23 protein-coding genes and 1 tRNA gene are annotated in these 23,743 nt (G+C 35.4%); 21 read left to right on the forward strand and 3 right to left on the reverse strand.

Features of this window, described 5'->3' with window-relative positions; translation table 11 throughout:
• The first annotated feature begins 196 nt into the window (after positions 1 to 196).
• From gdhA to ACO05S_RS06375, 7 genes are all read left to right on the forward strand, one after another.
• Positions 197 to 1,531, forward strand: coding sequence for an NADP-specific glutamate dehydrogenase (gene gdhA, locus ACO05S_RS06345; RefSeq protein WP_421920684.1), 1,335 nt, complete (start codon positions 197 to 199; stop codon positions 1,529 to 1,531).
• A 121-nt stretch (positions 1,532 to 1,652) separates the two neighbouring features.
• Entirely contained in the window at positions 1,653 to 2,420 is a 768-nt protein-coding gene (locus tag ACO05S_RS06350; RefSeq protein WP_421920685.1) for a TatD family hydrolase, read from the forward strand.
• Positions 2,421 to 2,431: 11 nt separating this feature from the next.
• On the forward strand, positions 2,432 to 3,466 hold the full coding sequence (locus ACO05S_RS06355; RefSeq protein WP_421920686.1) for an asparaginase: 1,035 nt from the start codon (positions 2,432 to 2,434) through the stop codon (positions 3,464 to 3,466).
• Between the two features lie 213 nt (positions 3,467 to 3,679).
• Positions 3,680 to 4,480, forward strand: a complete 801-nt coding sequence (locus ACO05S_RS06360) for a MotA/TolQ/ExbB proton channel family protein (protein ID WP_421920687.1) — start codon at positions 3,680 to 3,682, stop codon at positions 4,478 to 4,480.
• A 9-nt stretch (positions 4,481 to 4,489) separates the two neighbouring features.
• Positions 4,490 to 4,939, forward strand: coding sequence for a hypothetical protein (locus tag ACO05S_RS06365; protein WP_421920688.1), 450 nt, complete (start codon positions 4,490 to 4,492; stop codon positions 4,937 to 4,939).
• A gap of 44 nt (positions 4,940 to 4,983) precedes the next feature.
• Positions 4,984 to 5,559 carry an ExbD/TolR family protein gene (locus tag ACO05S_RS06370; protein WP_421920689.1) on the forward strand — a complete coding sequence of 192 codons (576 nt, stop codon included), beginning with the start codon at positions 4,984 to 4,986 and terminating at the stop codon, positions 5,557 to 5,559.
• Positions 5,560 to 6,033 (forward strand): ExbD/TolR family protein, encoded by a 474-nt coding sequence (locus ACO05S_RS06375; protein ID WP_421920690.1) that lies wholly within the window; start codon positions 5,560 to 5,562, stop codon positions 6,031 to 6,033.
• A gap of 113 nt (positions 6,034 to 6,146) precedes the next feature.
• Here the strand turns inward: ACO05S_RS06375 and ACO05S_RS06380 are convergent.
• A tRNA-Arg gene (locus ACO05S_RS06380) sits at positions 6,147 to 6,220 on the reverse strand.
• Between the two features lie 210 nt (positions 6,221 to 6,430).
• Here ACO05S_RS06380 and leuS point away from each other — a divergent pair.
• From leuS to ACO05S_RS06400, 4 genes are all read left to right on the forward strand, one after another.
• Positions 6,431 to 9,190, forward strand: a complete 2,760-nt coding sequence (leuS, locus tag ACO05S_RS06385) for a leucine--tRNA ligase (RefSeq protein WP_421920691.1) — start codon at positions 6,431 to 6,433, stop codon at positions 9,188 to 9,190.
• 91 nt (positions 9,191 to 9,281) lie between these two features.
• Entirely contained in the window at positions 9,282 to 10,142 is an 861-nt protein-coding gene (locus ACO05S_RS06390; protein WP_421920692.1) for a YitT family protein, read from the forward strand.
• Positions 10,143 to 10,154: 12 nt separating this feature from the next.
• Complete coding sequence (locus tag ACO05S_RS06395) at positions 10,155 to 11,018, forward strand: YitT family protein (protein ID WP_421920693.1); 864 nt, start codon at positions 10,155 to 10,157, stop codon at positions 11,016 to 11,018.
• A gap of 202 nt (positions 11,019 to 11,220) precedes the next feature.
• Positions 11,221 to 12,534 (forward strand): peptidoglycan DD-metalloendopeptidase family protein, encoded by a 1,314-nt coding sequence (locus ACO05S_RS06400; RefSeq protein ID WP_421920695.1) that lies wholly within the window; start codon positions 11,221 to 11,223, stop codon positions 12,532 to 12,534.
• A gap of 31 nt (positions 12,535 to 12,565) precedes the next feature.
• On the opposite strand, the gene purN is transcribed toward ACO05S_RS06400, so the two are convergent.
• Positions 12,566 to 13,126: a phosphoribosylglycinamide formyltransferase gene (gene purN, locus ACO05S_RS06405; RefSeq protein ID WP_421920696.1), complete on the reverse strand. Its 561-nt coding sequence runs from the start codon at positions 13,124 to 13,126 to the stop codon at positions 12,566 to 12,568.
• Positions 13,127 to 13,322: 196 nt separating this feature from the next.
• On the opposite strand from purN, the gene ACO05S_RS06410 reads away from it, so the two are divergent.
• The 5 genes from ACO05S_RS06410 (at position 13,323) to ACO05S_RS06430 (ending at position 18,486) form a co-directional block, all read left to right on the forward strand.
• A complete protein-coding gene (locus tag ACO05S_RS06410; RefSeq protein WP_054718918.1) occupies positions 13,323 to 13,559 on the forward strand; it encodes an acyl carrier protein in 237 nt (78 codons plus the stop codon).
• A gap of 22 nt (positions 13,560 to 13,581) precedes the next feature.
• Positions 13,582 to 14,835, forward strand: coding sequence for a beta-ketoacyl-ACP synthase II (gene fabF, locus ACO05S_RS06415; protein WP_421920697.1), 1,254 nt, complete (start codon positions 13,582 to 13,584; stop codon positions 14,833 to 14,835).
• Positions 14,836 to 14,838: 3 nt separating this feature from the next.
• Positions 14,839 to 15,579 carry a ribonuclease III gene (gene rnc / locus ACO05S_RS06420; RefSeq protein ID WP_421920698.1) on the forward strand — a complete coding sequence of 247 codons (741 nt, stop codon included), beginning with the start codon at positions 14,839 to 14,841 and terminating at the stop codon, positions 15,577 to 15,579.
• A gap of 703 nt (positions 15,580 to 16,282) precedes the next feature.
• Entirely contained in the window at positions 16,283 to 17,794 is a 1,512-nt protein-coding gene (locus tag ACO05S_RS06425; protein ID WP_421920699.1) for a sensor histidine kinase, read from the forward strand.
• A 5-nt stretch (positions 17,795 to 17,799) separates the two neighbouring features.
• Positions 17,800 to 18,486: a response regulator transcription factor gene (locus ACO05S_RS06430; protein ID WP_421920700.1), complete on the forward strand. Its 687-nt coding sequence runs from the start codon at positions 17,800 to 17,802 to the stop codon at positions 18,484 to 18,486.
• A gap of 426 nt (positions 18,487 to 18,912) precedes the next feature.
• On the opposite strand, the gene kdsB is transcribed toward ACO05S_RS06430, so the two are convergent.
• Positions 18,913 to 19,662, reverse strand: a complete 750-nt coding sequence (gene kdsB / locus ACO05S_RS06435) for a 3-deoxy-manno-octulosonate cytidylyltransferase (protein ID WP_421920701.1) — start codon at positions 19,660 to 19,662, stop codon at positions 18,913 to 18,915.
• Between the two features lie 408 nt (positions 19,663 to 20,070).
• Here kdsB and ACO05S_RS06440 point away from each other — a divergent pair, with 408 nt between their 5' ends.
• The 5 genes from ACO05S_RS06440 (at position 20,071) to ACO05S_RS06460 (ending at position 23,718) form a co-directional block, all read left to right on the forward strand.
• Positions 20,071 to 21,312, forward strand: a complete 1,242-nt coding sequence (locus ACO05S_RS06440) for a sigma-54 interaction domain-containing protein (RefSeq protein ID WP_421920702.1) — start codon at positions 20,071 to 20,073, stop codon at positions 21,310 to 21,312.
• Positions 21,313 to 21,340: 28 nt separating this feature from the next.
• Complete coding sequence (locus tag ACO05S_RS06445) at positions 21,341 to 21,853, forward strand: LptE family protein (RefSeq protein ID WP_421920703.1); 513 nt, start codon at positions 21,341 to 21,343, stop codon at positions 21,851 to 21,853.
• Between the two features lie 242 nt (positions 21,854 to 22,095).
• Positions 22,096 to 22,860, forward strand: a complete 765-nt coding sequence (locus ACO05S_RS06450; RefSeq protein WP_421920704.1) for a hypothetical protein — start codon at positions 22,096 to 22,098, stop codon at positions 22,858 to 22,860.
• Between the two features lie 9 nt (positions 22,861 to 22,869).
• Positions 22,870 to 23,211 (forward strand): preprotein translocase subunit SecG, encoded by a 342-nt coding sequence (gene secG, locus ACO05S_RS06455; RefSeq protein ID WP_421920705.1) that lies wholly within the window; start codon positions 22,870 to 22,872, stop codon positions 23,209 to 23,211.
• A gap of 228 nt (positions 23,212 to 23,439) precedes the next feature.
• Entirely contained in the window at positions 23,440 to 23,718 is a 279-nt protein-coding gene (locus tag ACO05S_RS06460) for a co-chaperone GroES (RefSeq protein WP_421920707.1), read from the forward strand.
• Positions 23,719 to 23,743 lie beyond the last annotated feature (25 nt).

The raw sequence follows: 23,743 nt of genomic DNA on the forward strand, positions 1-23,743 counted from the left end.
TTTTTTCGTGCTTCATGTTGTAGAACAGAAATAGCCAGTTTGCAAACAATTGTTTTTCTGCACTTTAGCTTTTGCGAAAACGTTGTAAAAAAAAAGAGCTTTTAATTTGGGATTATGAAAATTTATATACATTTGACCCCAAGAAACTAATAATTAAAACACAACAAACAATTTTAATTTCATAACAAGTTTGGATATGGAAGCAAAGATAATTGAATTCATGGATAGCCTTAAGGCTACAACTCCAGGTGAAGCTGAGTTCCATCAGGCAGTACAAGAAGTAGTAGAAACAGTTTGGGAAACTTATGATGCTAACCCAAAGTATAAAGCAGCTAAGATTCTTGAAAAAATGTGTGAGCCTGAGCGCGTAATCATGTTCCGCGTACCATGGATTAACGATAACGGCGAAGTTGAAATCAACCGTGGATATCGCGTTGAGTTCAATAGTGCAATTGGACCTTACAAAGGTGGTTTACGTTTTCACCCTTCAGTAACATTAAGTGCATTAAAATTCTTAGGTTTCGAGCAAACTTTCAAGAATTCATTAACTACTCTTCCGATGGGTGGTGGTAAAGGTGGTTCTGACTTCAATGCAAAAGGAAGATCAGACAACGAAATCATGCGTTTCTGCCAAAGTTTTATGACTGAGCTTTGCAAACACATTGGTCCTAACACCGACGTACCTGCCGGTGATATAGGTGTAGGTGGTCGCGAGATTGGATACCTATTCGGACAGTACAAGAGAATTCGTAACGAGTTTACTGGTGTACTAACTGGTAAAGGCCTTGAGTACGGTGGATCATTAATTCGTCCTGAAGCTACTGGTTTCGGTGCTGTTTACTTTGCTCAACACATGTTGGCTGAAAACAACGAAGATTTCAAAGGTAAAACGGTTGCTCTTTCAGGATTCGGTAACGTAACTTGGGGTGCTGCTCTTAAATTGGTTGAGCTAGGTGCTAAAGTTGTTACAGTTTCGGGTCCTGACGGATACGTATACGACAAGGAAGGCTTAGACGCTGAAAAAATTGATTACTTGCTAGATCTTAGAGCTTCTAACAACGACGTTGTTGCTCCTTACGCTGAAAAATTTGGTGCAGAATTCTTCCCTGGTAAAAAACCTTGGGAATGTAAGGTAGACTTGGCTTTCCCATGTGCAATTCAAAATGAGTTGAACGAAGAAGATGCGAAGCAATTAGTTGAAAACGGTTGTAAATATGTTGTAGAAACTTCAAACATGGGATGTACTGCTGAAGCGATGTTATACTTGGTAGAGAATGCCGCATTCGCTCCTGGTAAAGCTGCTAACGCTGGTGGTGTTGCTGTTTCAGGTTTGGAAATGTCACAAAACTCTATGCGTTACAGTTGGTCAGCCGAAGAAGTTGACGAAAAACTGGGTCGTATCATGAAAGACATTCATGATACATGTGTACGTTTTGGTAAAGAAAACGGTCACATCAACTACGTTAAAGGTGCTAACATTGGTGGGTTCGTTAAAGTTGCCGAAGCAATGCTTGCACAAGGTTGCGTATAATGATATACAATCACGCCTAAATATAAAAAGCCGGCCGAGCCGGCTTTTTTTTGTTGATTTCTATTCAAATTCCTTTTGTATTCCTCTTTCGATTCAATAAGTTTGAACCAAAAATAAAGGCATGAATTTAATCGATACGCATTCACATATTTACTCCAAGGAATTTAATGGGGATATTCATGAAACCATTAAAAGGTCAAAAGAAGCAGGAGTAGGAAAAATTTTACTTCCCAATATCGACTCTGAATCTATTGAACCTTTGCACCAGTTGGAAAAGATGTTTCCCGGATATTGCATTCCCATGATGGGCTTGCACCCAACATCGGTCAAGGAAAATTATCAGAAAGAACTTGAACTTTGCAAAAATTGGTTGGAATCTAAAAAGTACTGTGCGATCGGTGAAATAGGAATCGATCTGTATTGGGACAAAAGCTTTTTAACTGAACAGCAAATTGCTTTCGACACCCAGATCAATTGGGCATTGAAATACGATTTGCCCATTGTGATTCATTCCAGGGAATCTTTCAATGAAATCTTCGAAATTTTGGAAAATTATAAAACTTCCCCCTTAAAAGGTGTGTTCCATAGTTTTTCGGGAAAGCTAGAGCAGGCCACTAAAGCAATCGAATTAGGTTTTTTTCTGGGCATTAATGGCATTGTTACTTTTAAAAATTCGGGTTTAGACAAAACCATTGCCAATATACCACTAGAAAATCTAATGCTGGAAACCGATGCACCATATCTAGCTCCAGTTCCCAAAAGAGGAAAACGTAACGAAAGTTCATATGTTACATTCACAGCAAATAAAATTGCCGAGATTTATCGAACCGATATCTGTAATGTAGCTAAAGTCACAAGTCAAAATGCTAGAACATTGTTCAAATTATAATATACTTCCTAATGGACAACAAACAAACCTCTATATTAATATTGTACACCGGCGGAACAATTGGCATGGTAAATGATCCTAAAACAGGTTCTTTAATCCCATTTGATTTTAATCACATAGTAAAACAAGTCCCGGAATTAATGGAGTTCGGATATGAACTCAACTCCATTGCTTTTGAGCCATTAATCGATTCTTCAAATTTAGATCCTGATGTATGGATTAGAATTGCAGAACTGATTGAAAAAAACTACAAAAATTACGATGGATTTGTGGTGCTACATGGAACAGACACAATGTCATTTACCGCATCAGCATTAAGCTTTATGCTCGATAATTTACAAAAACCAGTAATATTAACGGGATCCCAACTGCCAATAGGAACGTTAAGAACTGATGGAAAAGAAAACTTAATAACAGCCATTGAGATTGCCGCCGCTTATAAAAATGGCCAAGCCATGGTACCTGAAGTTTGTATTGTATTCGAAAATCAATTATTCAGAGGCAATCGTACCACAAAGCATAATGCAGAACACTTTAATGCCTTCCATTCATACAATTATCCAGATCTAGCGAAAATAGGTATCAACATCAATTATAATTATTCGGCAATACATTACCCGAGTCATTCGAAAAATTTAGAAATAAGCACAGAATTTGATACCAACATTGCCATTCTAAAAATATTCCCCGGAATTACTAAACAGGTGGTAGATTCAATTATAAATATTGATGGCTTAAAAGGAGTGGTAATGGAAACTTATGGTGCTGGCAATGCTCCAACCGACAAATGGTTTATTGAATCAATCAAGAATGCGATTAACAGAGGTATCGTAATTTATAACATCACTCAATGTGCAGCAGGCAACGTTGAAATGGGGCTTTACGAAACAAGTTTAGAGCTACTTAAAGCAGGTGTTATAAGTGGGCACGACATCACATCAGAAGCAGCAATTACTAAACTAATGTTCACCTTAGGAAAAAAGCTAAAGCTTGAACAAACCAAATTGCTTTTAAATAAATCGTTAAAGGGAGAATTAACACAATAGAATATTTGTTTTTCGCATTTTTTTTGTAATTTGGTGCACTGTTTAAAGCATTCTATATTACATAAAACCCTAAGCAAGAGTGTTTGAAAGCATTATAAATAGAATAGTTTATAGAAGAATATATAAACAACTAACTTATTAGTTGTTTTAGAAATCACAATCGTTTAATTTTGTAAAAAATAATTTCGTTAATTAAAATTTGAAAAACAGACTATGAAAAAGTTATTTGCATTTATAGCAGTTATCGGAATGCTATCATTCAATGTAGTTGCTCAGGACGAGACAGCAGAAACTACCGTGGATACAACTCAGGTTGCAGAAGAAACTACTGTTGAAGAGACTGCTGCTCCAATTATGGAAGAAGAAGTAATTGAAAGTACCTCTTTCCACAAAGTTGTTAAGAAGCAGTTCATCCAAGGTGGTGCAATGTTTATGAGCTTCGTATTGTTGGCTCTTATCTTAGGTCTAGCTTTGTCAATTGAAAGAATCATTTACTTGAACCTTTCAACAACAAACACTAAGAAATTAATTGCTAACCTTGAAGATGCATTAAACAACGGAGGCGTTGAAGCAGCTAAAGAAGTTTGTAGAAATACTCGCGGTCCTATCGCAAGCATTTTCTACCAAGGTCTTGACCGTATTGATGAAGGTATCGAAGTAGTAGAAAAATCAGTTGTTTCTTACGGATCAGTTCAAATGGGTCTATTGGAAAAAGGTCTTTCTTGGATCTCTTTGATGATTGGTTTGGCTCCTATGTTAGGATTTATGGGTACAGTAATCGGTATGATCGGTGCATTTGACTCGATTCAGTCTATGGGTACTATTTCTCCAGCAGCTGTAGCAGGTGGTATTAAAGTAGCCTTGATTACAACTGTATCTGGTTTGATCGTAGCTATGATCCTTCAGGTATTCTACAACTACTGTACTGCAAAAATCGACAGTATCGTAAACAACATGGAAGATGCTTCAATCTCTCTTCTTGATATCCTTGTAAAGTACAACTTGAAAAAATAACATTAGACTATGTCAAATACATTGAGTAAATATTTAAATATTCTTACCATTGTAATGCTTGGTCTTACTGCCGTTTTTGTGGCCATGTTTTACTTTGGTGGAGAAATCCCAAATCAGGCGTATCCAACTCCTGTTTACAGTGATCTTTTGATCAATTGGGCGAAGATTCTTTGCTTCGCAACTGCAGGATTATCTATCCTTTTCCCAATTATTCAATTGGTAACTAATCCTAAGGGTGCAGTAAAAGGATTGATGGGATTGGTATTACTAGGATTGGTTATCTTGGTGTCTTACAGTATGTCTGATGCTACTTTGTTAGAACTACCTGGTTACACAGGAACTGACAACAACCCTGCTTCGCTACAGTTTGCAGATACAGTTTTATACACTATGTACATTTTAGGTGTAGGAACAATTGTTGCAATTGTAGTAACTGAAATTATTAGAAGATTACGTTAAGAATATGATCCGAATTTACGGATTCGGATCGCAATACCTTTATTATGGCAAGAAAAACACCAGAGATTAACTCAAGTTCGATGGCCGATATTGCATTCTTGTTGCTGATTTTCTTCTTGGTATCAACTACCATGGACGTGGATACAGGTATCTATAAAAAGTTACCTCCAATGCCGGAAAAAGATCAAGTTGATGAAGATGTGAAGGTTAAGAAACGTAATGTTCTAGCAATATTGGTAAACCGTAACAACGAGTTGTTGGTAAATGGTGAATTACTTGATATTTCACAATTGCGTGAAAAAACCAAGGAATTTATCTTGAACCCAAACAACGATGAAAACCTTCCTGAAAAACAAACTAAAACAGTTCCTTTCTTTGGAGATGTTCAAGTTTCTAAAGGATTGGTTTCATTGCAGAATGACCGTGGTACGAGTTACGAAACATATATCAGAGTGCAAGATGAGCTTGCAATTGCTGGTCGTGAAATTAAAGACGAAAAAGCAATGCAAAAATGGGGAAAAGTTTATAGTGAGTTGACGAAAGAACAACAAGATGCTGTAAAAAAATACGTTCCTCTGCAAGTTTCTGAAGCTGAACCTAAAAACGTAGGAGGAAAGTAGATGTCAAAATTTAGAAAAGAAGGCGGTAAGGAACTTCCTGCAATTTCAACAGCGTCGCTTCCTGATATTGTATTCATGCTTTTATTCTTCTTCATGGTATCAACTACCATGCGTGATGTAGAATTGAACGTAAGCTATGTACAGCCTCAGGCTAAGGAACTGACTAAGCTGGAAAAGAAAGATTTGGTTAGTAACATCCATGTTGGTGTTCCACTAAGCAAGTATAGAAAAACTTTTGGATCAGAACCTAGAATCCAGCTGAACGATAGTTTTGCAACCGTTGACGATATTCAATCTTTTATCGCTTCAGAAAGAGAAGCAAGAAAAGAAGAGTTGCGTAACAAGTTGACAACATCTCTAAAAGTTGACAGATACACTAAAATGGGTATTATTGTTGACATTAAACAAGAATTAAGAAAGGCAAGTGCTTTGAAGCTGAATTATTCAGCATTACAAGGTGCAGAAGAAAATTAATATTTTCGAGCTTTAAGATTTAAAAGGAGTCCATCAGGGCTCCTTTTTTTATGACTAAAAATAAGTGCACAAAAAAGCCTGAAGTACTATACCAGTATTACTTCAGGCATTTGTGATCCCGGCGGGATTCAAACCCACGACCTTCAGAACCGGAATCTGACGTTCTATTCATCTGAACTACGGGACCAATTGCGAGCACAAATTTATAAAATTATTTTATTCCTCTCTCCTACTGCAACTCTCAATATAAAATTGTTTTCCCTAAAAGGTGTAAATCACTATTAACCAATTTCTAATAAATACACCATATGACTCCAAAACAGCTCCTATATTTATAAACTTTTACTAATTTTGCGAACTAAATACATTGAAATCATCAAACATTATCAATACTACAATGGAGTACACATTCAAAGAAATAGAACAAAAATGGCAAAAATACTGGAACGACAATAAAACCTATAGGGTTGATGTAGATGCGGACAAGCCAAAATTTTATGTGCTTGACATGTTCCCATACCCATCTGGAGCGGGATTACATGTTGGTCACCCTCTAGGTTACATCGCTTCAGATATCTATTCTCGTTACAAAACTCTAAGAGGTTTTAATGTACTCCACCCAATGGGATATGATGCTTATGGACTGCCAGCAGAACAATACGCTATTCAAACCGGACAGCATCCTGCCATTACAACTGAGCAAAATATTACTCGTTACAGAGAACAGTTGGATAAAATCGGCTTCTCTTTCGATTGGGACAGAGAAGTGCGTACTTGTGATCCTGAATATTACAAATGGACACAGTGGGCATTTATTCAAATGTTCAATCACTATTTCGATAACGAAACAGAAAAAGCCCAACCAATTTCAGCATTGGTAGCGAAATTCGAAACAGAAGGAAATGCCAATGTAAATGCAGTCTGCTCGGAAACTGATATTTTCACAGCTGAAGAGTGGAAAAAGTTATCAAATAAAGACCAACAAGAAATTCTTTTGAATTATCGTTTGGCTTACCTTGCCGATACAATGGTAAACTGGTGTCCTGAATTAGGAACCGTTTTGGCCAACGATGAAGTAAAAGATGGGTTATCTGAGAGAGGTGGTCATCCTGTTGTTCAAAAGAAAATGCGTCAATGGTCGCTTCGAGTATCTGCATACGCTAAAAGATTATTGGATGGTCTTGACAATTTGGAATGGACGGATTCTTTGAAAGAAATTCAGAAAAACTGGATTGGTCGTTCGGTAGGTGCCGAAGTAAATTTTGGTGTAAAAGATTCAGACATCAAAATGGAAATCTTTACCACTCGACCTGATACAATTTTTGGAGTTACTTTCATGGTTCTTGCCCCGGAAAGTGAATTGGTTGATACTTTAACCACTCCTGAGTTCCGAGCAAAAGTTGATGCATATATTGAAGCTACAAAGAAGAAAACCGAAAGAGAACGTTTGGCTGATGTAAAAACGGTTAGCGGCGAGTTCACTGGTGCTTATGCAATTCATCCATTTACAGGAGAAGAAATTCCAATCTGGGTAAGCGATTATGTATTGGCAGGATATGGAACCGGTGCTATTATGGCAGTACCAGCTCACGATAGCCGTGACTATGCATTTGCAAAACATTTCGATTTGCCAATTATCCAAGTAGTATCTGGTGGAGATATTTCTGAAGAATCATACGATGCTAAGGAAGGAAAATCGATGAACTCGGATTTCCTAAACGGATTAGATGTTAAGGATGCGATTGTAAAAGCAAATGAAGAGATAGAAGCAAGAAGCTTAGGTAAGAAAAAAATCAACTATCGCCTAAGAGATGCGATATTCTCTCGTCAACGATATTGGGGAGAACCATTCCCTGTATATTTCAAAGAGAACATGCCTTACATGATGGAGATGGATAAGTTGCCTTTGGAATTACCAGAAATTGACAAGTATTTGCCAACCGAAAGTGGTGAGCCACCTTTGGGACGTGCGAAAGACTGGACCACAGCCGAAGGCTATTCCATTGAATTGAATACCATGCCAGGTTTTGCAGGATCATCAGCTTATTATTTGCGCTATATGGATCCTCGAAACAACAACGAATTGGTTTCTAAAGAAGCTAACGAATACTGGCAAGATGTTGATTTGTATATCGGTGGAACAGAGCATGCAACGGGACACTTGATTTATTCACGCTTTTGGAACAAGTTCTTATTCGACATCAATGAGGTTTGTAAAGATGAACCATTCAAAAAGTTGATCAACCAAGGGATGATTCAGGGACGATCAAACTTTGTATACCGAGTAAAAAACTCCAACAAATTTGTTTCATACGGATTAAGAAAGGAATACGAAACAACTGCTATTCATGTTGACGTTAACATTGTAAAAAACGATATTTTAGATACATACGCATTCAAAGCCTGGAGACCAGAATTCCAAGATGCTGAGTTTATTCTTGAAGATAACAAATACATTTGTGGTTGGGCTATTGAGAAGATGTCGAAGTCGATGTTTAACGTTGTTAACCCAGACGTAATTGTAGAAGAATATGGTGCTGACACACTACGCTTGTACGAAATGTTTCTTGGACCATTAGAAGCCCACAAACCATGGGATACTAATGGTATCGACGGGGTTCACAAATTCTTAAAGAAACTTTGGAGATTATTCTTTAAAGAAGATACCTTTGAAGTTTCTGAAGAAAAGCCGAGCAAAGATGAATTGAAGATTCTTCATAAAACCATCAAGAAAATTCAGGATGATATTGAAAGATTTTCTTTCAACACGTCTATTTCTGCTTTCATGATTTGTGTAAACGAATTAAGCAGCCTGAAGTGCAACAACAAGGTCATATTAGAAGACTTTTTAAAACTTCTTGCTCCATTCGCCCCTCACATTTCAGAAGAACTTTGGAGCCTATGCGGAAATAGTGAAAGCATTACCAAAACAAGTTTTCCTGAATTCAATGAAAGTTTCGTAGCTGAAGATACTCATTCTTATCCCGTGTCATTTAATGGTAAAATGAGGTTTAAGTTAGAGTTATCATTGAGTATGAGTAAGGAGGAGATTGAGCAAGAAGTTCTAAATTGCGAGCAATCTCAAAAATGGATTGATGGTAAGACTCCTAAGAAAGTGATCATCGTTCCTAAAAAGATCATCAACATAGTTGTATAAATTAGAAAACATTTAGTTTAAATCACGCAAAAGGCTTCGTTTTCTTTCTAAGATGAAGTCTTTTTTCTTACATCCAAATAGTAACAAATCAATGAAAATATCAATTTCTGAAATAAGATCGTATGCGATTATTACTTTAGGATTGTTTATCTATAGTTTTGGATGGACTGCTTTCCTAATTCCTTCTGAAATTGTAGCAGGAGGTGTTGGAGGGATTGGTACAATTATTTATTACGCAACAGAAAAGTGTATTCCTGTTGGATACTCCTTTTTTGCTATAAATACCGTATTGATATTAATCGCACTTCGGGTTTTGGGAAGCCGGTTTGGAATCAAAACCATATATGCCATTGTAGTTGGTTCTTTACTTCTTGCTCTTCAGCAACGATGGATTACCCAAGCTTTGGTCGACGAAAAGTTTATGGCTAGTATTATTGGTGGAATTTTGGCAGGTGCTGGAGTTGGAATAACCATAACACAGGGCGGAAGTACCGGAGGTACAGATATTGTAGCCATGATGATTAACAAATATAAAAATATTGGTCCTGGTAGAATTATTCTCTATATCGATATATTTATCATTGCATCATCCTACCTAGTTTTTAAGGATATTTCTACACTTGTTTATGGTTATGTGGAAATGGCTATTGCTGCATACACCATAGACATAACAATTTCTGGAGCCAAGCAATCGGCTCAATTGTTTATCATTTCAAAAAACTACGAGAAAGTTGCAGAGTTGTTAAGCAAAGAAACAGGAAGAGGATTAACAATGGTTCATATCACCGGATGGTATACGAAGGAAGAAAATAAAATGCTAATGCTCGTGGTAAGAAAACACGAAACACGCCATGTATTTAAAATAATCAAAGAAACTGATCCCAAAGCCTTCATTTCCATGGGATCGGTAATGGGGGCATATGGTCTGGGATTTGAAGAAATAAGAGCTTAAAACGATTGAAAAATGAGCACAAGAACATCATTATCAGAAAATATTCGATCATACTTCATTATTACAATTGGTTTGCTAATAGGTGCATTAGCATGGACGGGATTTATAATCCCGGCAGGAATTGTAGGATCAGGTGTTAGCGGAATTGCAACCATGATTTATTTTGTTACAGGTATAAAAGTTGGCTATAGTGTATTTCTTATCAATACGGTATTCCTTCTTGTTTCATTAAGGGTACTTGGTTTCTCTTTTGGAATTAAAACCCTTTATGGCATTATAGTGATTTCATTTTTTCTATGGTTATTCCAATCAATAATCCCCGAACCTTTGGTTTCTGATCGTTTCATGTGCTCTATAATTGGAGGTATTATGGCTGGCGCAGGTGCAGGGATGATCTTATCTCGTGGTGGTAGCACAGGAGGAACCGACATTCTTGCCATGATGATTAACAAATATAAAAACTACAGTCCCGGGCAATTGCTCTTAACCATTGATGTAGTTATCATCTCCTCTTCCTATTTTTTAGAAAATTCCATCGAACAAGTGGTTTACGGATTTGTAACAATGGGAGTTAGTGCTTATTGTATTGATATGATAATTGAAGGTAGCAAGCAGTCTGTTCAATTTATTATTTTCACGCAAAAACCTGAATTACTTCGTAATAACTTAATTCATAATCTTGATCAAGGTCTTACAATAATTGACGCTAAAGGTGGGTACAGCAGCAAGGATGTTAAAATCCTAATGGTGTTGGCGAAAAAAAGAGATTCACAAACCATTCTTAAAATGATAAAGAATATAGAGCCTGATGCGTTTATTTCTCTTGGCAGTGTAATGGGAGTTTATGGAAAGGGATTTGATAGCATTAAGTCTTAAATTCTTAAAAAAACTTAAATCCAAGAATCAAACCTACTTCTTGTTGTGTGACTATAAAAACAGTTATACCTTTGGGTGCAATTGAAAATACCGAAAAGTAAAAGCCTGACTACAATTATTATTACATCCCCAAGTATAATGATTTTAATCTTACACGACTCTCAATGTCTATTGGGATGGTAATTAAAAGAAATTTTAACAGATGAAAAGATTCTTCAACTACAAAACCATTATTATTGCCAGTACAGTATTAATAGGATCGTTATTATTTAAAAAATACAAATCGGATATACCAGAAGAAGTAAAAAAAGAAAGTCATCAATTAATAGATTCCACAGAATTTGCACCTGTTAATTTAAAATACGGGTTTCCTATTGATGATTTTGAAGTTGAAGAAAACAAGGTAAAGAAAAACCAAAGTCTGTCAACTATATTAAGACAATACAATGTATCGTATGCTGCAATTGATAAGATTGCAAAAAAAGCCAAAAAGGTTTTTAATGTAAGAAGAATCCAATCAGGACGAGAATATTCTGTTTTGTTTTCGAAAGATAGCTTAAGAGCTGCTGAATATTTTGTATACGAAAACACACCCGTAGAGTATATTGTTTTTGATTTACGCGATACTTTGCATGTATACAAAGGAGAAAAAGAAATTGTATATAAACGCAAACAACTTAAAGGAACCATAGAAAGTTCGCTTTGGAATGCAATGGTAGAAGCTAAGGCTAATCCTGTTTTATCCATCGAGTTATCAGAAATCTATGCTTGGACCATTGATTTCTTCGGCATTGGAAAAGGCGATCAGTTTAATATTATATACGAAGAAGCTTTTGTTGATGATGAGCCAATTCATGAAATAAAAGTGCTGGCTGCCAATTTTATTCATCACAAATCAAATAATTATGCCTTTGCTTTTAAAGAAGATGATAAGCAAGGATTTTTTGATGAAGAAGGAAAAAGTTTGCAAAAAGCATTTCTTAAAGCACCTCTGCGCTATTCAAGAATAAGTTCCAGATTCTCGAACCGAAGATTCCATCCAGTCCTAAAAAGATATAGAGCGCATCATGGTGTTGATTACGCAGCACCTACAGGAACACCTGTCCATACGATTGGCGACGGTGTAATTATTAAAAAAGGATATCAGAAGAATGGAGGTGGAAGATATTTAAAAATTAAACACAATAGTGTTTACACCACTACTTATATGCACTTATCAAGATTCGAAAAAGGAATGAAATCAGGAGTTCGGGTAAAACAAGGACAAACCATTGGTTATGTAGGTTCCACAGGATTAGCAACTGGTCCGCATCTCGATTTTAGAGTTCATAAAAACGGAAGTCCGATTAACCCACTAAAAATAAAATCCCCTCCCGTTGCCCCAGTAAAGAAAGAAAACAGGGATCAATTTGAAGTTCTTAAAAACAAACTAATGCATGAATTACATGGCTTAGATCTCACTCCTAAAGCATTAAATCCAGATTCATTATACCATGCCATTGACGACCAAAAGTAAAGATCACACCTAAAATAATAGAGCAATTACTTTAAAGTAATTGCTCTATTATTTTAGGGAAATGTTCATATTCCAATTTGTGAACCTTAGTTGCCACATCCTCGGCAGTATCTGAAGCTTTGACGAAACACCTTGCCTGAAACACTACTTTACCTTCGTCGTAATTCTCACTTACCATGTGGATCGTAATTCCTGACTCATCCTCTTCATTTTCCACCACAGCTTCATGCACATTCATTCCATACATTCCCTTTCCTCCATATTTTGGCAAAAGTGCAGGATGAATATTCACAATTCTATTGGGATACATTTGTATCAGATACTTGGGTACCAACCACAGAAAACCAGCAAGTACAACAAAATCAACCTTCATTTCCTTTAAATAATCCATCACCTTATCTGATTCTTTAAAGTCCTTTTTAGAAAAAACCAAAGTAGGTATATCCAATTTTTCAGCTCTTTTTATTACAAAAGCTTCAGCATTATTTGTGAGAATACAAACAATATCAACATCTGGCTTATCTTTAAAATACAAGGCTATATTTTCAGCATTAGTTCCTGATCCCGAGGCAAATACAGCAATTCTATTCATGGTGTTTTGTTGTTAAAATATTGTTGACAAAGGTATATAAAAGGCATTGGAAGTAAAATAATTTCTCTGGAAAAGGAAAAAGAATTACATTTGTCCCCAACTTTGTAAAAAAGATTTGAATTTTTTCAAGTAAATTTATTTCTTTGCACAGTTGAAAATTAATTAGTTTAATATTAATCATTTAAATTTTAAAGTTATGTCTGATATTGCATCTAGAGTAAAAGCTATCATTGTTGATAAGTTGGGTGTAGACGAAACTGAAGTAACTCCAGAAGCAAGCTTCACTAACGATCTAGGAGCTGACTCATTGGATACAGTTGAGCTAATCATGGAATTCGAGAAAGAATTTAACATCGCTATTCCAGATGATCAAGCAGAAAACATCGGTACAGTAGGTGACGCTGTTTCTTACATCGAGGAAAACGCTAAGTAATTATTAACCAGATCCCTTTTTTATGGAATTTAGAAGAGTAGTAGTAACTGGGCTCGGAACAATTAACCCAATTGGTAATAGTATTGCCGAATATTGGGAGAATTTGGAGAATGGTGTAAGCGGTGCCGGAATGATTACTCATTTCGATGCTTCGAAATTCAAGACTCAGTTCGCCTGCGAGGTTAAAAATTTCGATGCCAAAGAGCATTTTGATCGCAAAGAGGTGCGCAAACTGGATTTATACACTCAGTACGCACTTGTGGCTGTTAAACAAGCTATGGAAGATTGCGGTTTAGATCTTGAATCGGAAGATTTGACAAAAGCCGGAGTAATTTGGGGTTCTGGTATCGGCGGTATTAAAACTTTCTTGGATGAAGTTAAAGGATATGCAAACGGGGATGGAACTCCTCGTTTCTCTCCCTTTTTCATTCCTAAGATGATTTCGGATATTGCTGCCGGCCATATTTCGATGAAGTATGGATTCCAAGGACCAAACTACGGTACAGTTTCTGCATGCGCCTCCTCTTCACACGCTATTATCGACGCTCTTAATTATATCCGTTTGGGTAAAGCTGATGTCTTTATCACAGGTGGATCTGAAGCATCAGTTAATGAAGCAGGATTAGGTGGTTTTAGTTCAATGCAAGCTATTTCTACAAACAACGAAGAGTGTGAATCTGCATCTCGTCCATTCTGTAAAACCCGTGACGGTTTTGTTATGGGTGAAGGAGCTGGCTGTTTAATTCTTGAAGAATATGAACACGCCAAAGCACGAGGAGCAAAAATTTATGCCGAAGTAGTTGGTGGTGGAATGTCTGGTGATGCATATCACCTAACTGCAACTCACCCTGAAGGGAGAGGAGCCATTAACTCAATGACTATGGCTTTGAATGACGCAAACCTGAAACCAGAAGATATCGATTATATCAATGTTCACGGTACATCAACACCTGTTGGTGATATTCCTGAAACAAAAGCGGTACAATCTGTTTTCGGCGAGCATGCATATAAATTAAACATTAGTTCTACAAAATCGATGACAGGGCACTTGTTAGGTGCTGCTGGATCTGTTGAAGCCATTGCTAGTATTTTAGCAATAAACAATCAAACAGTTCCTCCTACAATCAATCACAAGGTGAAAGATCCGGAAATCGATGAAAGACTAAACCTTACACTTCACAAAGCTCAAAAGCGCAACATCAAAGCTGCTTTGAGTAATACTTTTGGTTTTGGCGGACACAATGCATCCGTAGTTTTTAAATCATTCAGTGAATAATTTGTGATTAAGTCTATTATTCAATCCATAAAACTTTTTTTCTTTCCCGGAAGGGAGTTTTATGGATTGTTGTTTGATTTTTTAGGGTTTTATCCAAACAAACCCGACTTGTATGAACTAGCTTTCATACACAAATCGGCCAGCATCCCAAAAGATGGCTACAATATGAATAATGAGCGTCTAGAATATCTTGGAGACGCAATTCTTGGTGCCATTATTGCCGATATCCTTTACAAATACTTTCCCAATAAAGATGAAGGGTTTTTAACCCAAATCCGATCGAAAATTGTAAGCAGGGAATCCCTAAACAAACTTGCTCTGAAGATAGGTTTGAATAATCATGTTGTATCCAATGTAAATATGAACAACAACAAACATATTTATGGCGATGCATTCGAAGCATTAATTGGTGCAATTTATCTAGACCAAGGTTACCTTAAGACACGCATCTTTATTGAAGACAAGATCTTTAAAAAATACATTAACCTAGAAGAAGTGGTTACTATAGAAACCAATTTTAAAAGCAAGCTGATTGAGTGGGCTCAAAAAAACAAAAAAGACGTTTATTTTGACACTCAGGAGGATGGTGTTGACAAAACTTTGCACTTGCCTCTTTTTATTTCTGAAGTTGAAGTAGAGGAAGTAAAAATGGGTAAAGGAATTGGAACCTCGAAGAAAGAAGCGCAGCAGAAAGCTGCACGCGAAGCACTTAAAAGAATCAACCAAAAAGAGTTGGCATCTTAATTCAATTTTTCGTTTCTACCATAGCATATTCTTTAAGTTCGGATTAGACTGAGCTGAAATTACTAAGCACTTTGTTTACAAGCTTAATTCGAATTTAAATCCAGTAACACTCATTATGGAAGAAGTCCCCTCATTTTATCCTTTTAAGTTTATTCTTCCTTAAAGAATATCGCCATAGCTATGACCATGCATCTATTTTCTTGCTTTGACTTAACTCAAATTTCAAATGGTCAACATTCGGGAAAGCTTACAATAATAAAAACTAGTATCACAAGTTAACAGTTACTAAAAAAGGACGGTAACCACAACCGCCCTTTCATCTAACTATTAACCAAAATTTTTAATCAAGGAGATTGTTCCTTACAGATTCGCACTCCGTTAGCAAATATAGTATCAAATTATAAACTTCAAACAGTTTTAAGGTAAAAATTTGTTGAAATAAAGAAACTTTTCCCTAATTATAATTAGTCCTAATATAGAGAAGTTTTTTGCCTATTATTTTACAATATCCTGATCTATAACAATCTTCAATATCAATTGTGTTAAAGATTGTTAAGCGACAATTGAAGCATACCGATTTTTTTATCTTTGTATACGTGAAACAAGCAAGATTAAAATAAAATTGACACGCACCCCAAAATTATTCTAAGCTTGCCCTCCTTTCCTTAATTTGGGGATAAAAAAGGACGAAAACTATAAATAGATGAATCAGAAGTACATTTGGTTGGTTACGATTGTGTTGTGTTTATCATTATTTGGATTGATCTTGGTTCAAATTAAATATTTCCAATCGGCCTCAAAATTTAAAGAAGAACAATTTACATTAACCGTAAATAAGGCTCTAGACGAGGTTGTTTCCAGACTAGAACGTGATGAAGAAACAAAAATAATGGTTGGTAGTGAAATGCCTACATATTCAAATTCTTCCGGACAACAAACTATGATTTCCGAAAGATCCGAACTCATTTTTGGTATTCCTTTAGATACTAAACACAGCAAAGCAACAATTAGTATTACGGAAGAAAACAGGACTATTAGTATAGCCTCTGGTTATTTAAAACCTGGAGCAAATGGCGGACTAGGAATTGCTAAACTCCAACAACAATTAAGCAACATCTCAGCAGAAAGCTACCAAACTCGCCTCTTTTTGGGTAAGATAAAACAAGAAAGTCTAAGCTTACAAGAGCGTATTGACAAAACAAAGTTAGAGCAATTAATTGAAGAGAAATTTATTGACAAAGGAATTAAGCTTCATTATGAATATGTAGTAAAATCTACTGGTAAGGTGGAATTTAGATCAAAGAATTATTTTAAAAATCCTTCATACGAAAAAAATAAGCATACAAAGCAACTCTTTCCCACCGATCATTTTTACAAGAGAAATGAGTTGAGTGTGTATTTTCCAAGACAGCAAAAGTATATGATTCAATCATACTCCATGTTAATTCCCTCCTTTGTACTTACCTTGGTTTTAATCCTATGCAGTGCTTTTACGATTTTCATCATCTTCCGCCAGAAAAAGCTATCGAAAATTAAGAACGACTTTATCAACAATATGACCCACGAGTTTAAAACACCAATTTCTACCATATCTTTAGCCTCTCAAATGCTAAAAGACAATAGCGTTACAACTACGCAGTCATTTATCGATCATATTGCAAAAATTATAAACGACGAGAGCAAACGCTTAACTTATCAGGTTGAAAAAGTATTACAAATGGCAATCTTCAACGAAGCTAGAATGAAGCTAAAGTTGAAACCTATTAATGTTCATAAAATAATCCAAAATTTATTGCCTAACTTTACCATTAAGGTTGAAGATAGAAGCGGTAACATGTATCAAAACTTAGATGCCGGTAATGATTTAATTATGGCTGACGAGGTTCATGTTAGCAATGTTATATCAAACTTATTAGACAATGCAATTAAGTATTGTAAAGATTCTCCGGAAATAAGCATTAGCACAAGAAACAAAGACAAAGGCATCGTAATTTCGATTACCGATAATGGAATTGGGATTAAAAAAGAAGATCAAAAAATGATTTTCGAACGTTTTTTTCGTGTTCACACTGGTAATGTCCACAATGTTAAAGGGTTTGGTTTAGGCTTATCCTACGTAAAAAAAGTAGTTGATGCTCATCATGGTGAAGTAAATGTTGATAGTGTTATCGACAAGGGATCAAAATTTGAAGTATATCTTCCTCTAAAAAAATAAATGCAATGGAACAAGTTAAAATCTTATTAGCCGAAGACGATGCAAATCTAGGCCTTTTGCTTAAAGAATATTTAATCGCAAAAAATTACAACACTACACTTTGCGAAGATGGTGACAAAGCCTACGATGAGTTCTTAAAGAATCCGTACGATTTGTGCATTTTCGATATCATGATGCCACATCGTGATGGCTTTACACTTGCCAAGGATATTAGGCTAATTAATAGCGAAATACCAATTATATTCCTTACTGCTAAATCGATGAAAGAAGATGTTCTGGAAGGCTTCAAACTTGGTGCCGATGACTACATGACAAAACCTTTTAGCATGGAAGAGCTATTGGTTAGAATCGAGGCGGTGATGAGAAGAACCTCAGGTCTTAAGTCAGAAAACAATCAGCAAGAATATAAATTAGGACGCTATACCTTCGATGCCAACAAGCAACACTTGGATGATGGAGATGAAACCATCAAACTAACCACCAAAGAAGCAGAACTTTTAAAACTTTTATGCAACAACGTGAATAAGGTTTTGGAGCGCAATTTAGCCTTAAAAACAATTTGGTCAGACGATAACTATTTCAATGCCCGAAGCATGGATGTTTATATTACCAAACTTCGTAAACACCTTAAGAAGGAGCCTGGTATCGAAATCATAAACGTTCATGGAAAAGGATACAAACTGATTATGTAATCGCTTACATTCAACAAAAAAGAGACTTCCCAAAAAGTTAGTTTAAATGATGTAGTGAAATACTGAACAAAGTGAAACATCCGATTCTAAATTGCAGAGTTTCTGCATTTTCTTTGGGATGACATTACTATTTGACTCGTTGGGTAGCCTCTTTTTAATTACTAGAAATCGAAACTACTTTTTTTGTTTCTTCATTTTACTTTTAGACCAGTTATATGTAGGAAACAAGCATATAAACAAATTAGTCCTAAACCCGAAATAGAATTTCAGTAAACTCTAATATGATTTAAGCTAAAATTAGTCTATTGCTCATGAAACTATATAGTTGTCTTGAAAATACATTACGAATTTACGACCAGGAATGATCCATGGAAGTTAAACTCTCCTAAATAATCCTATAAGAAAAGTTAAAGCATAAAAAATGGACTATAAAAGTCCCATTTCTTTCACCCTTTCAAGGTCTTCAGGTGTATCGATTCCCATTGATTCATGCTTCGTAATTTCAGTCTGAATCCAATATCCATTTTCGAGCCAGCGCAGTTGCTCTAAGGATTCTGATAATTCCAGACTACTTTGGGCTATTTGGGTTACCTCTTGTAGAATGCTATTTTTGTAGGCATACATTCCGATGTGCTTATAGAAAGTTCCCTTGTCAAGCCAATCTTCCTTCTCCACTCCTCTTTGGAAAGGAATTGGAGATCGGCTAAAGTAAAGGGCTTTTTTACTCTTACTAATAACTGTTTTTACCTTATTGCTATCAAAAATATCTTCCTGCTTGCTGATCTTTTTTACAAGGGTTGCAATTTGCGTATGCTCAGATTCGAAACATTTCATGATCAACTCAATTTGTTCTGGCTGAATAAATGGCTCATCACCCTGAATATTAATAACCACATCAAAATCAATTCCTTTTGAATTAGATATTTTAGAAACAGCCTCGGCGATACGATCCGTACCACTCTGATGATCAGGAGAGGTCATGATTACATTTCCGCCAAAATTTTCTACTGTCCTTTTAATCCTTTCGTCATCGGTTGCCACCCAAACTTCGCCTACGGCAAGAAGGGTTTGCTCATACACGCGCTGAATCATTGTTTTACCATGAATATCAGCCAAAGGTTTTCCTGGAAATCTGGTAGAAGCATATCGAGCTGGAATAATTCCTATGAATTTCATCTGTCTATTTTTTTATCTGATTTGCCAGATGGAAGTTGCAAGATTAAAATAATCATCATCCTGGGTAATTAATAACTATATTAATTATGCTAGTTTCATCTATTTTTGATCTTATATTTTACATGGACAAAGTAAATAAAAATTCATAACCTTCGTTCAATTTTCTTATAACGAGATTTTTGAATCGTTTCAAGCAGAATTTGCTAGACAATTTAATGCGTATTAAACAATACATGTGTAATTCTTAAATGGTTTGGAGTTAAATCATAGAATAGATAATAAAATTTAACCCTCTTTACAGATATTAAGAATGATTGTAGATTCAACTAAAAGTAAAAAATTGTAATTTTGTCAGGTAGTATGAAAAAATTTCATGTTGTAAATTTTAATTTCAATACTTGAGATTTAATGGAAGTTCAAAAAATAAAACAAAGGTTTGGAATAATTGGGAATTCGTATAGTTTGAATCGTGCCATAGATATTGCGGTTCAGGTAGCTCCTACTGATTTATCTGTACTGATAACAGGAGAAAGCGGCACAGGTAAAGAAGTATTCCCTCAAATTATTCATCAGTTCAGCTCCAGAAAACATGCCCCTTATATTGCAGTGAACTGCGGAGCAATTCCGGAAGGTACAATAGATTCTGAATTATTTGGTCATGAAAAAGGTGCTTTTACCGGAGCATTATCAGATCGAAAAGGCTACTTTGAGGTTGCCGATAAAGGGACTATTTTTTTAGATGAAATTGGGGAATTGCCATTGTCAACGCAGGTGCGATTGTTGCGTGTTTTAGAAACAGGAGAATTTATTAAAGTTGGTTCTTCGAGAGTTTTAAAAACAAATGTTCGAGTGGTTGCTGCAACCAATGTAAATATTCCAAAATCGGTAAAAGAAGGAAAGTTTCGTGAGGATCTGTACTATCGATTGAATACAGTTCCAATTTCTATGCCTCCTTTGCGAGAAAGGCAAGAAGATATTCACTTGTTGTTCAGAAAATTTGCTCAGGATTTTGCAGAAAAATATCGTATGCCACCTCTTCGACTCGATGAAAGTGCTCAGCAACTGTTGAAATCCTATCGTTGGCCTGGTAATATCAGACAATTAAAAAACATTACCGAACAAATTTCTATTATCGAAAAAGATAGGCAAATTAATGCTGAAAATTTGCAAACTTATCTGCCAATGAGTGATGAGCAGCTTTTGCCAGCCTTGTATAAAGAGAACCAAAAGCAAGAACAAAGCTTTTCATCTGAGAGAGAGATTCTTTATCAAGTTTTATTCGATATGAAAAAGGACATGTCGGATTTAAAGAAATTGGTATTTGATTTGATGCAAAAAGGCGAAAATTCTTCTGATTTGAAGAAAGATAATGCTATGCTGATCCGTAAATTATACGAAGATAAGAATATGGATATTGTTCAGCAGCAGCCTACAAAACAGCCAACTGTAAATCTATCTTCTTCGGATAATTCAGTCATTCAGGATACCGAAGTTTTTGTTGAAGAATCATTATCGCTGGAAGAAAAAGAGATTGAATTGATTCGAAAGGCATTAGAAAAGCATAATGGCAAACGTAAATATGCTGCTCAGGATTTAGGGATTTCGGAGAGAACATTGTATCGCAAAATCAAGGAATATGATATTGCTTAACTATTTTAAATTATAGCTATTTTCATTTATGAAGTTTATAAAAAATTTTTTTCTGAGCCTTTGTATTGCGGCCGCAGCTTTTGCTTGCAAGATTTCTTATTCGTTTACAGGTGGTACATTATCTGTTGATGTTAAAACTTTTTCGGTTCAATATTTTCCCAATCGTGCCCCATTGGTAAATCCGAATTTAAGTAATCGATTTACTGAAGAATTAAAGGAAAGATTCAGAAGTCAAACCACTTTGGATGAGATTGTAGATGGGGAAGGTCACTTAAATTTCGAAGGAGAAATTACAGGTTATAGAACTCAGGCATTAGATATTAAAGCTGGTGAAATTGCAGCAACGAACCGATTAACGGTAACCATTAAGGTGCGTTTTACAAATGAGATTGAAAGTGAGAATGATTTTGACAAGAGTTTTTCCGCATTTGCAGATTATGATAGTACAAATCAATTGGCAGATGTTGAGGAAAATCTTCTTAACGATATTTTAGAACAAATTATTGATGATATTTATAACGAAGCCGTTGTAAACTGGTAATGATTATGGAACAGAGCAGAATACAAGACTGGGTTAAAGATTCAAAAACAATGGATAAGTATAGTTACCGGGAATTAAAATTTCTGGTTGATAAATATCCGTTTTTTGAAGTTGCTCATTTGTTACTGCTAAAAAATTTAAAAGATAGTCAGAGCATTAGACTTAAGGAAGAACTAAGATATTCTTCACTTTACATTTCGGATCGAAGACAATTGTACCTGTTGCTAAACGATAGGCTAAAATTGATTCCATTTGAAAATACCGGAAAGGAGAAAGTTTTAGATCCCGAAAAGACTATTATAAAGCAAGAAAAGGAAAATGTATCAGAATTGAATATTAAGCTTGTCGATGAAGAGGATAATGCTGATGAACTGTTTGAACTATCAGATCATTTAATTATTGGCGATAATTCAGAAAACAATACGGTTTTAAATGATAATATTGCCGCTAAGGACTCTGAAATACTTGAGTTGAATGAACCATATAGCGAGCCAATAAAAAATTGTGATATTTCAAATGAGGAGAATACTCCGGAAAAGTCAGATTTGGATTTATTAGTTGAAGGAACGGAAATGTTTCCTATATATGGGGGCAATCTTTATACTTTAAACGAAAATGAAGACCCAAATGAGGATCAGCCCAAAGAAAAGAATCACAGCTTTACTGAATGGATGGAAGTTTTAGGTAAAGGAAAAGAAAAGTTGAAATCTGAACCTTTAGATTCTGGAAAATCAAAAAAGAAAAACCTTGATCTTATTGATCATTTTATCCAAAATGAGCCATCAATTCAGCGAAATATTAAAGTAGCTGATAAACAAGAGGATATTTCAGCTGACAGTGTACGTGAAAATGACAATTTCATGAGTGAAACTTTAGCATCTATATATGTGAAACAGAGACTATTTGATAAGGCTATAGCTGTTTACCGTAAATTAGAGTTGAAAAATCCCGAAAAAAACGTTTACTTTGCGAGTCAGATTGAGAAAATAGAAAAATTAAAAAAATAGTAAATAAGTATGTATACCTTTGTTTCAGTATTGATTTTGATTGTTTGTGTACTTCTAATCTTAATTGTATTAGTACAAAACTCAAAAGGAGGTGGGTTAGCTTCTAACTTTTCATCTTCGAACCAAATTATGGGCGTTAAGAAAACTACAGATTTTCTTGAAAAAGCAACTTGGACTCTTGCGGGAGGTTTATTGTTCCTTTGTCTTGTAGCTGCGGTAACAATCCCTCGTGAAGAAATTCGTGAAGACAAGTCTCAAATTGAACAACAATTAAACGAGACTGAAACTACTCCGGAAATGCCGGCATTCCCAACTGATGCTATAGCAACCGAACAGGATACAGCTAAATAAGAAAAAGATTTACTCTTAAAATATAGAAATGTCAGTATGTCATAACATGCTGACATTTTTTTATGCTTATATGTTATTGCAATTCAGTATATTTAATCTTACCATAAGCGATTTTTGAAATTCTATTACATCAATTCGGAAATATTGACAATAGAATTGATTTGGCACAGATTGTGAAAGAAAAGAGTTCGTAAAAATTGGAAATAATAATCTTAAATATTTTGAAAAATGGCAGAATTAAAAGGTAAAATCCTTGCAGGAAAGATTTTGGTAGAGCCTTTGGCAGCAGAAGAAACAACTGTTAGCGGTATTATCATTCCAGATTCAGCGAAAGAAAAGCCTTTACAGGGTAAAGTTGTTTTAACTGGAGCTGATAAAGCAGATGAACCAATGGAAATTAAGGCTGGTGAAACAGTTTTCTATGGAAAATATTCAGGAACAGAATTGAATATTAACGGTGAAGACTACTTATTGATGTCACAATCTGATGTTTTATATTTCGTATAATCTGAATCGAAAAAAGAATTTTCAA

This window comes from Marinifilum sp., from assembly GCF_965230805.1.
In the GTDB taxonomy this organism is placed as follows: domain Bacteria; phylum Bacteroidota; class Bacteroidia; order Bacteroidales; family Marinifilaceae; genus Marinifilum.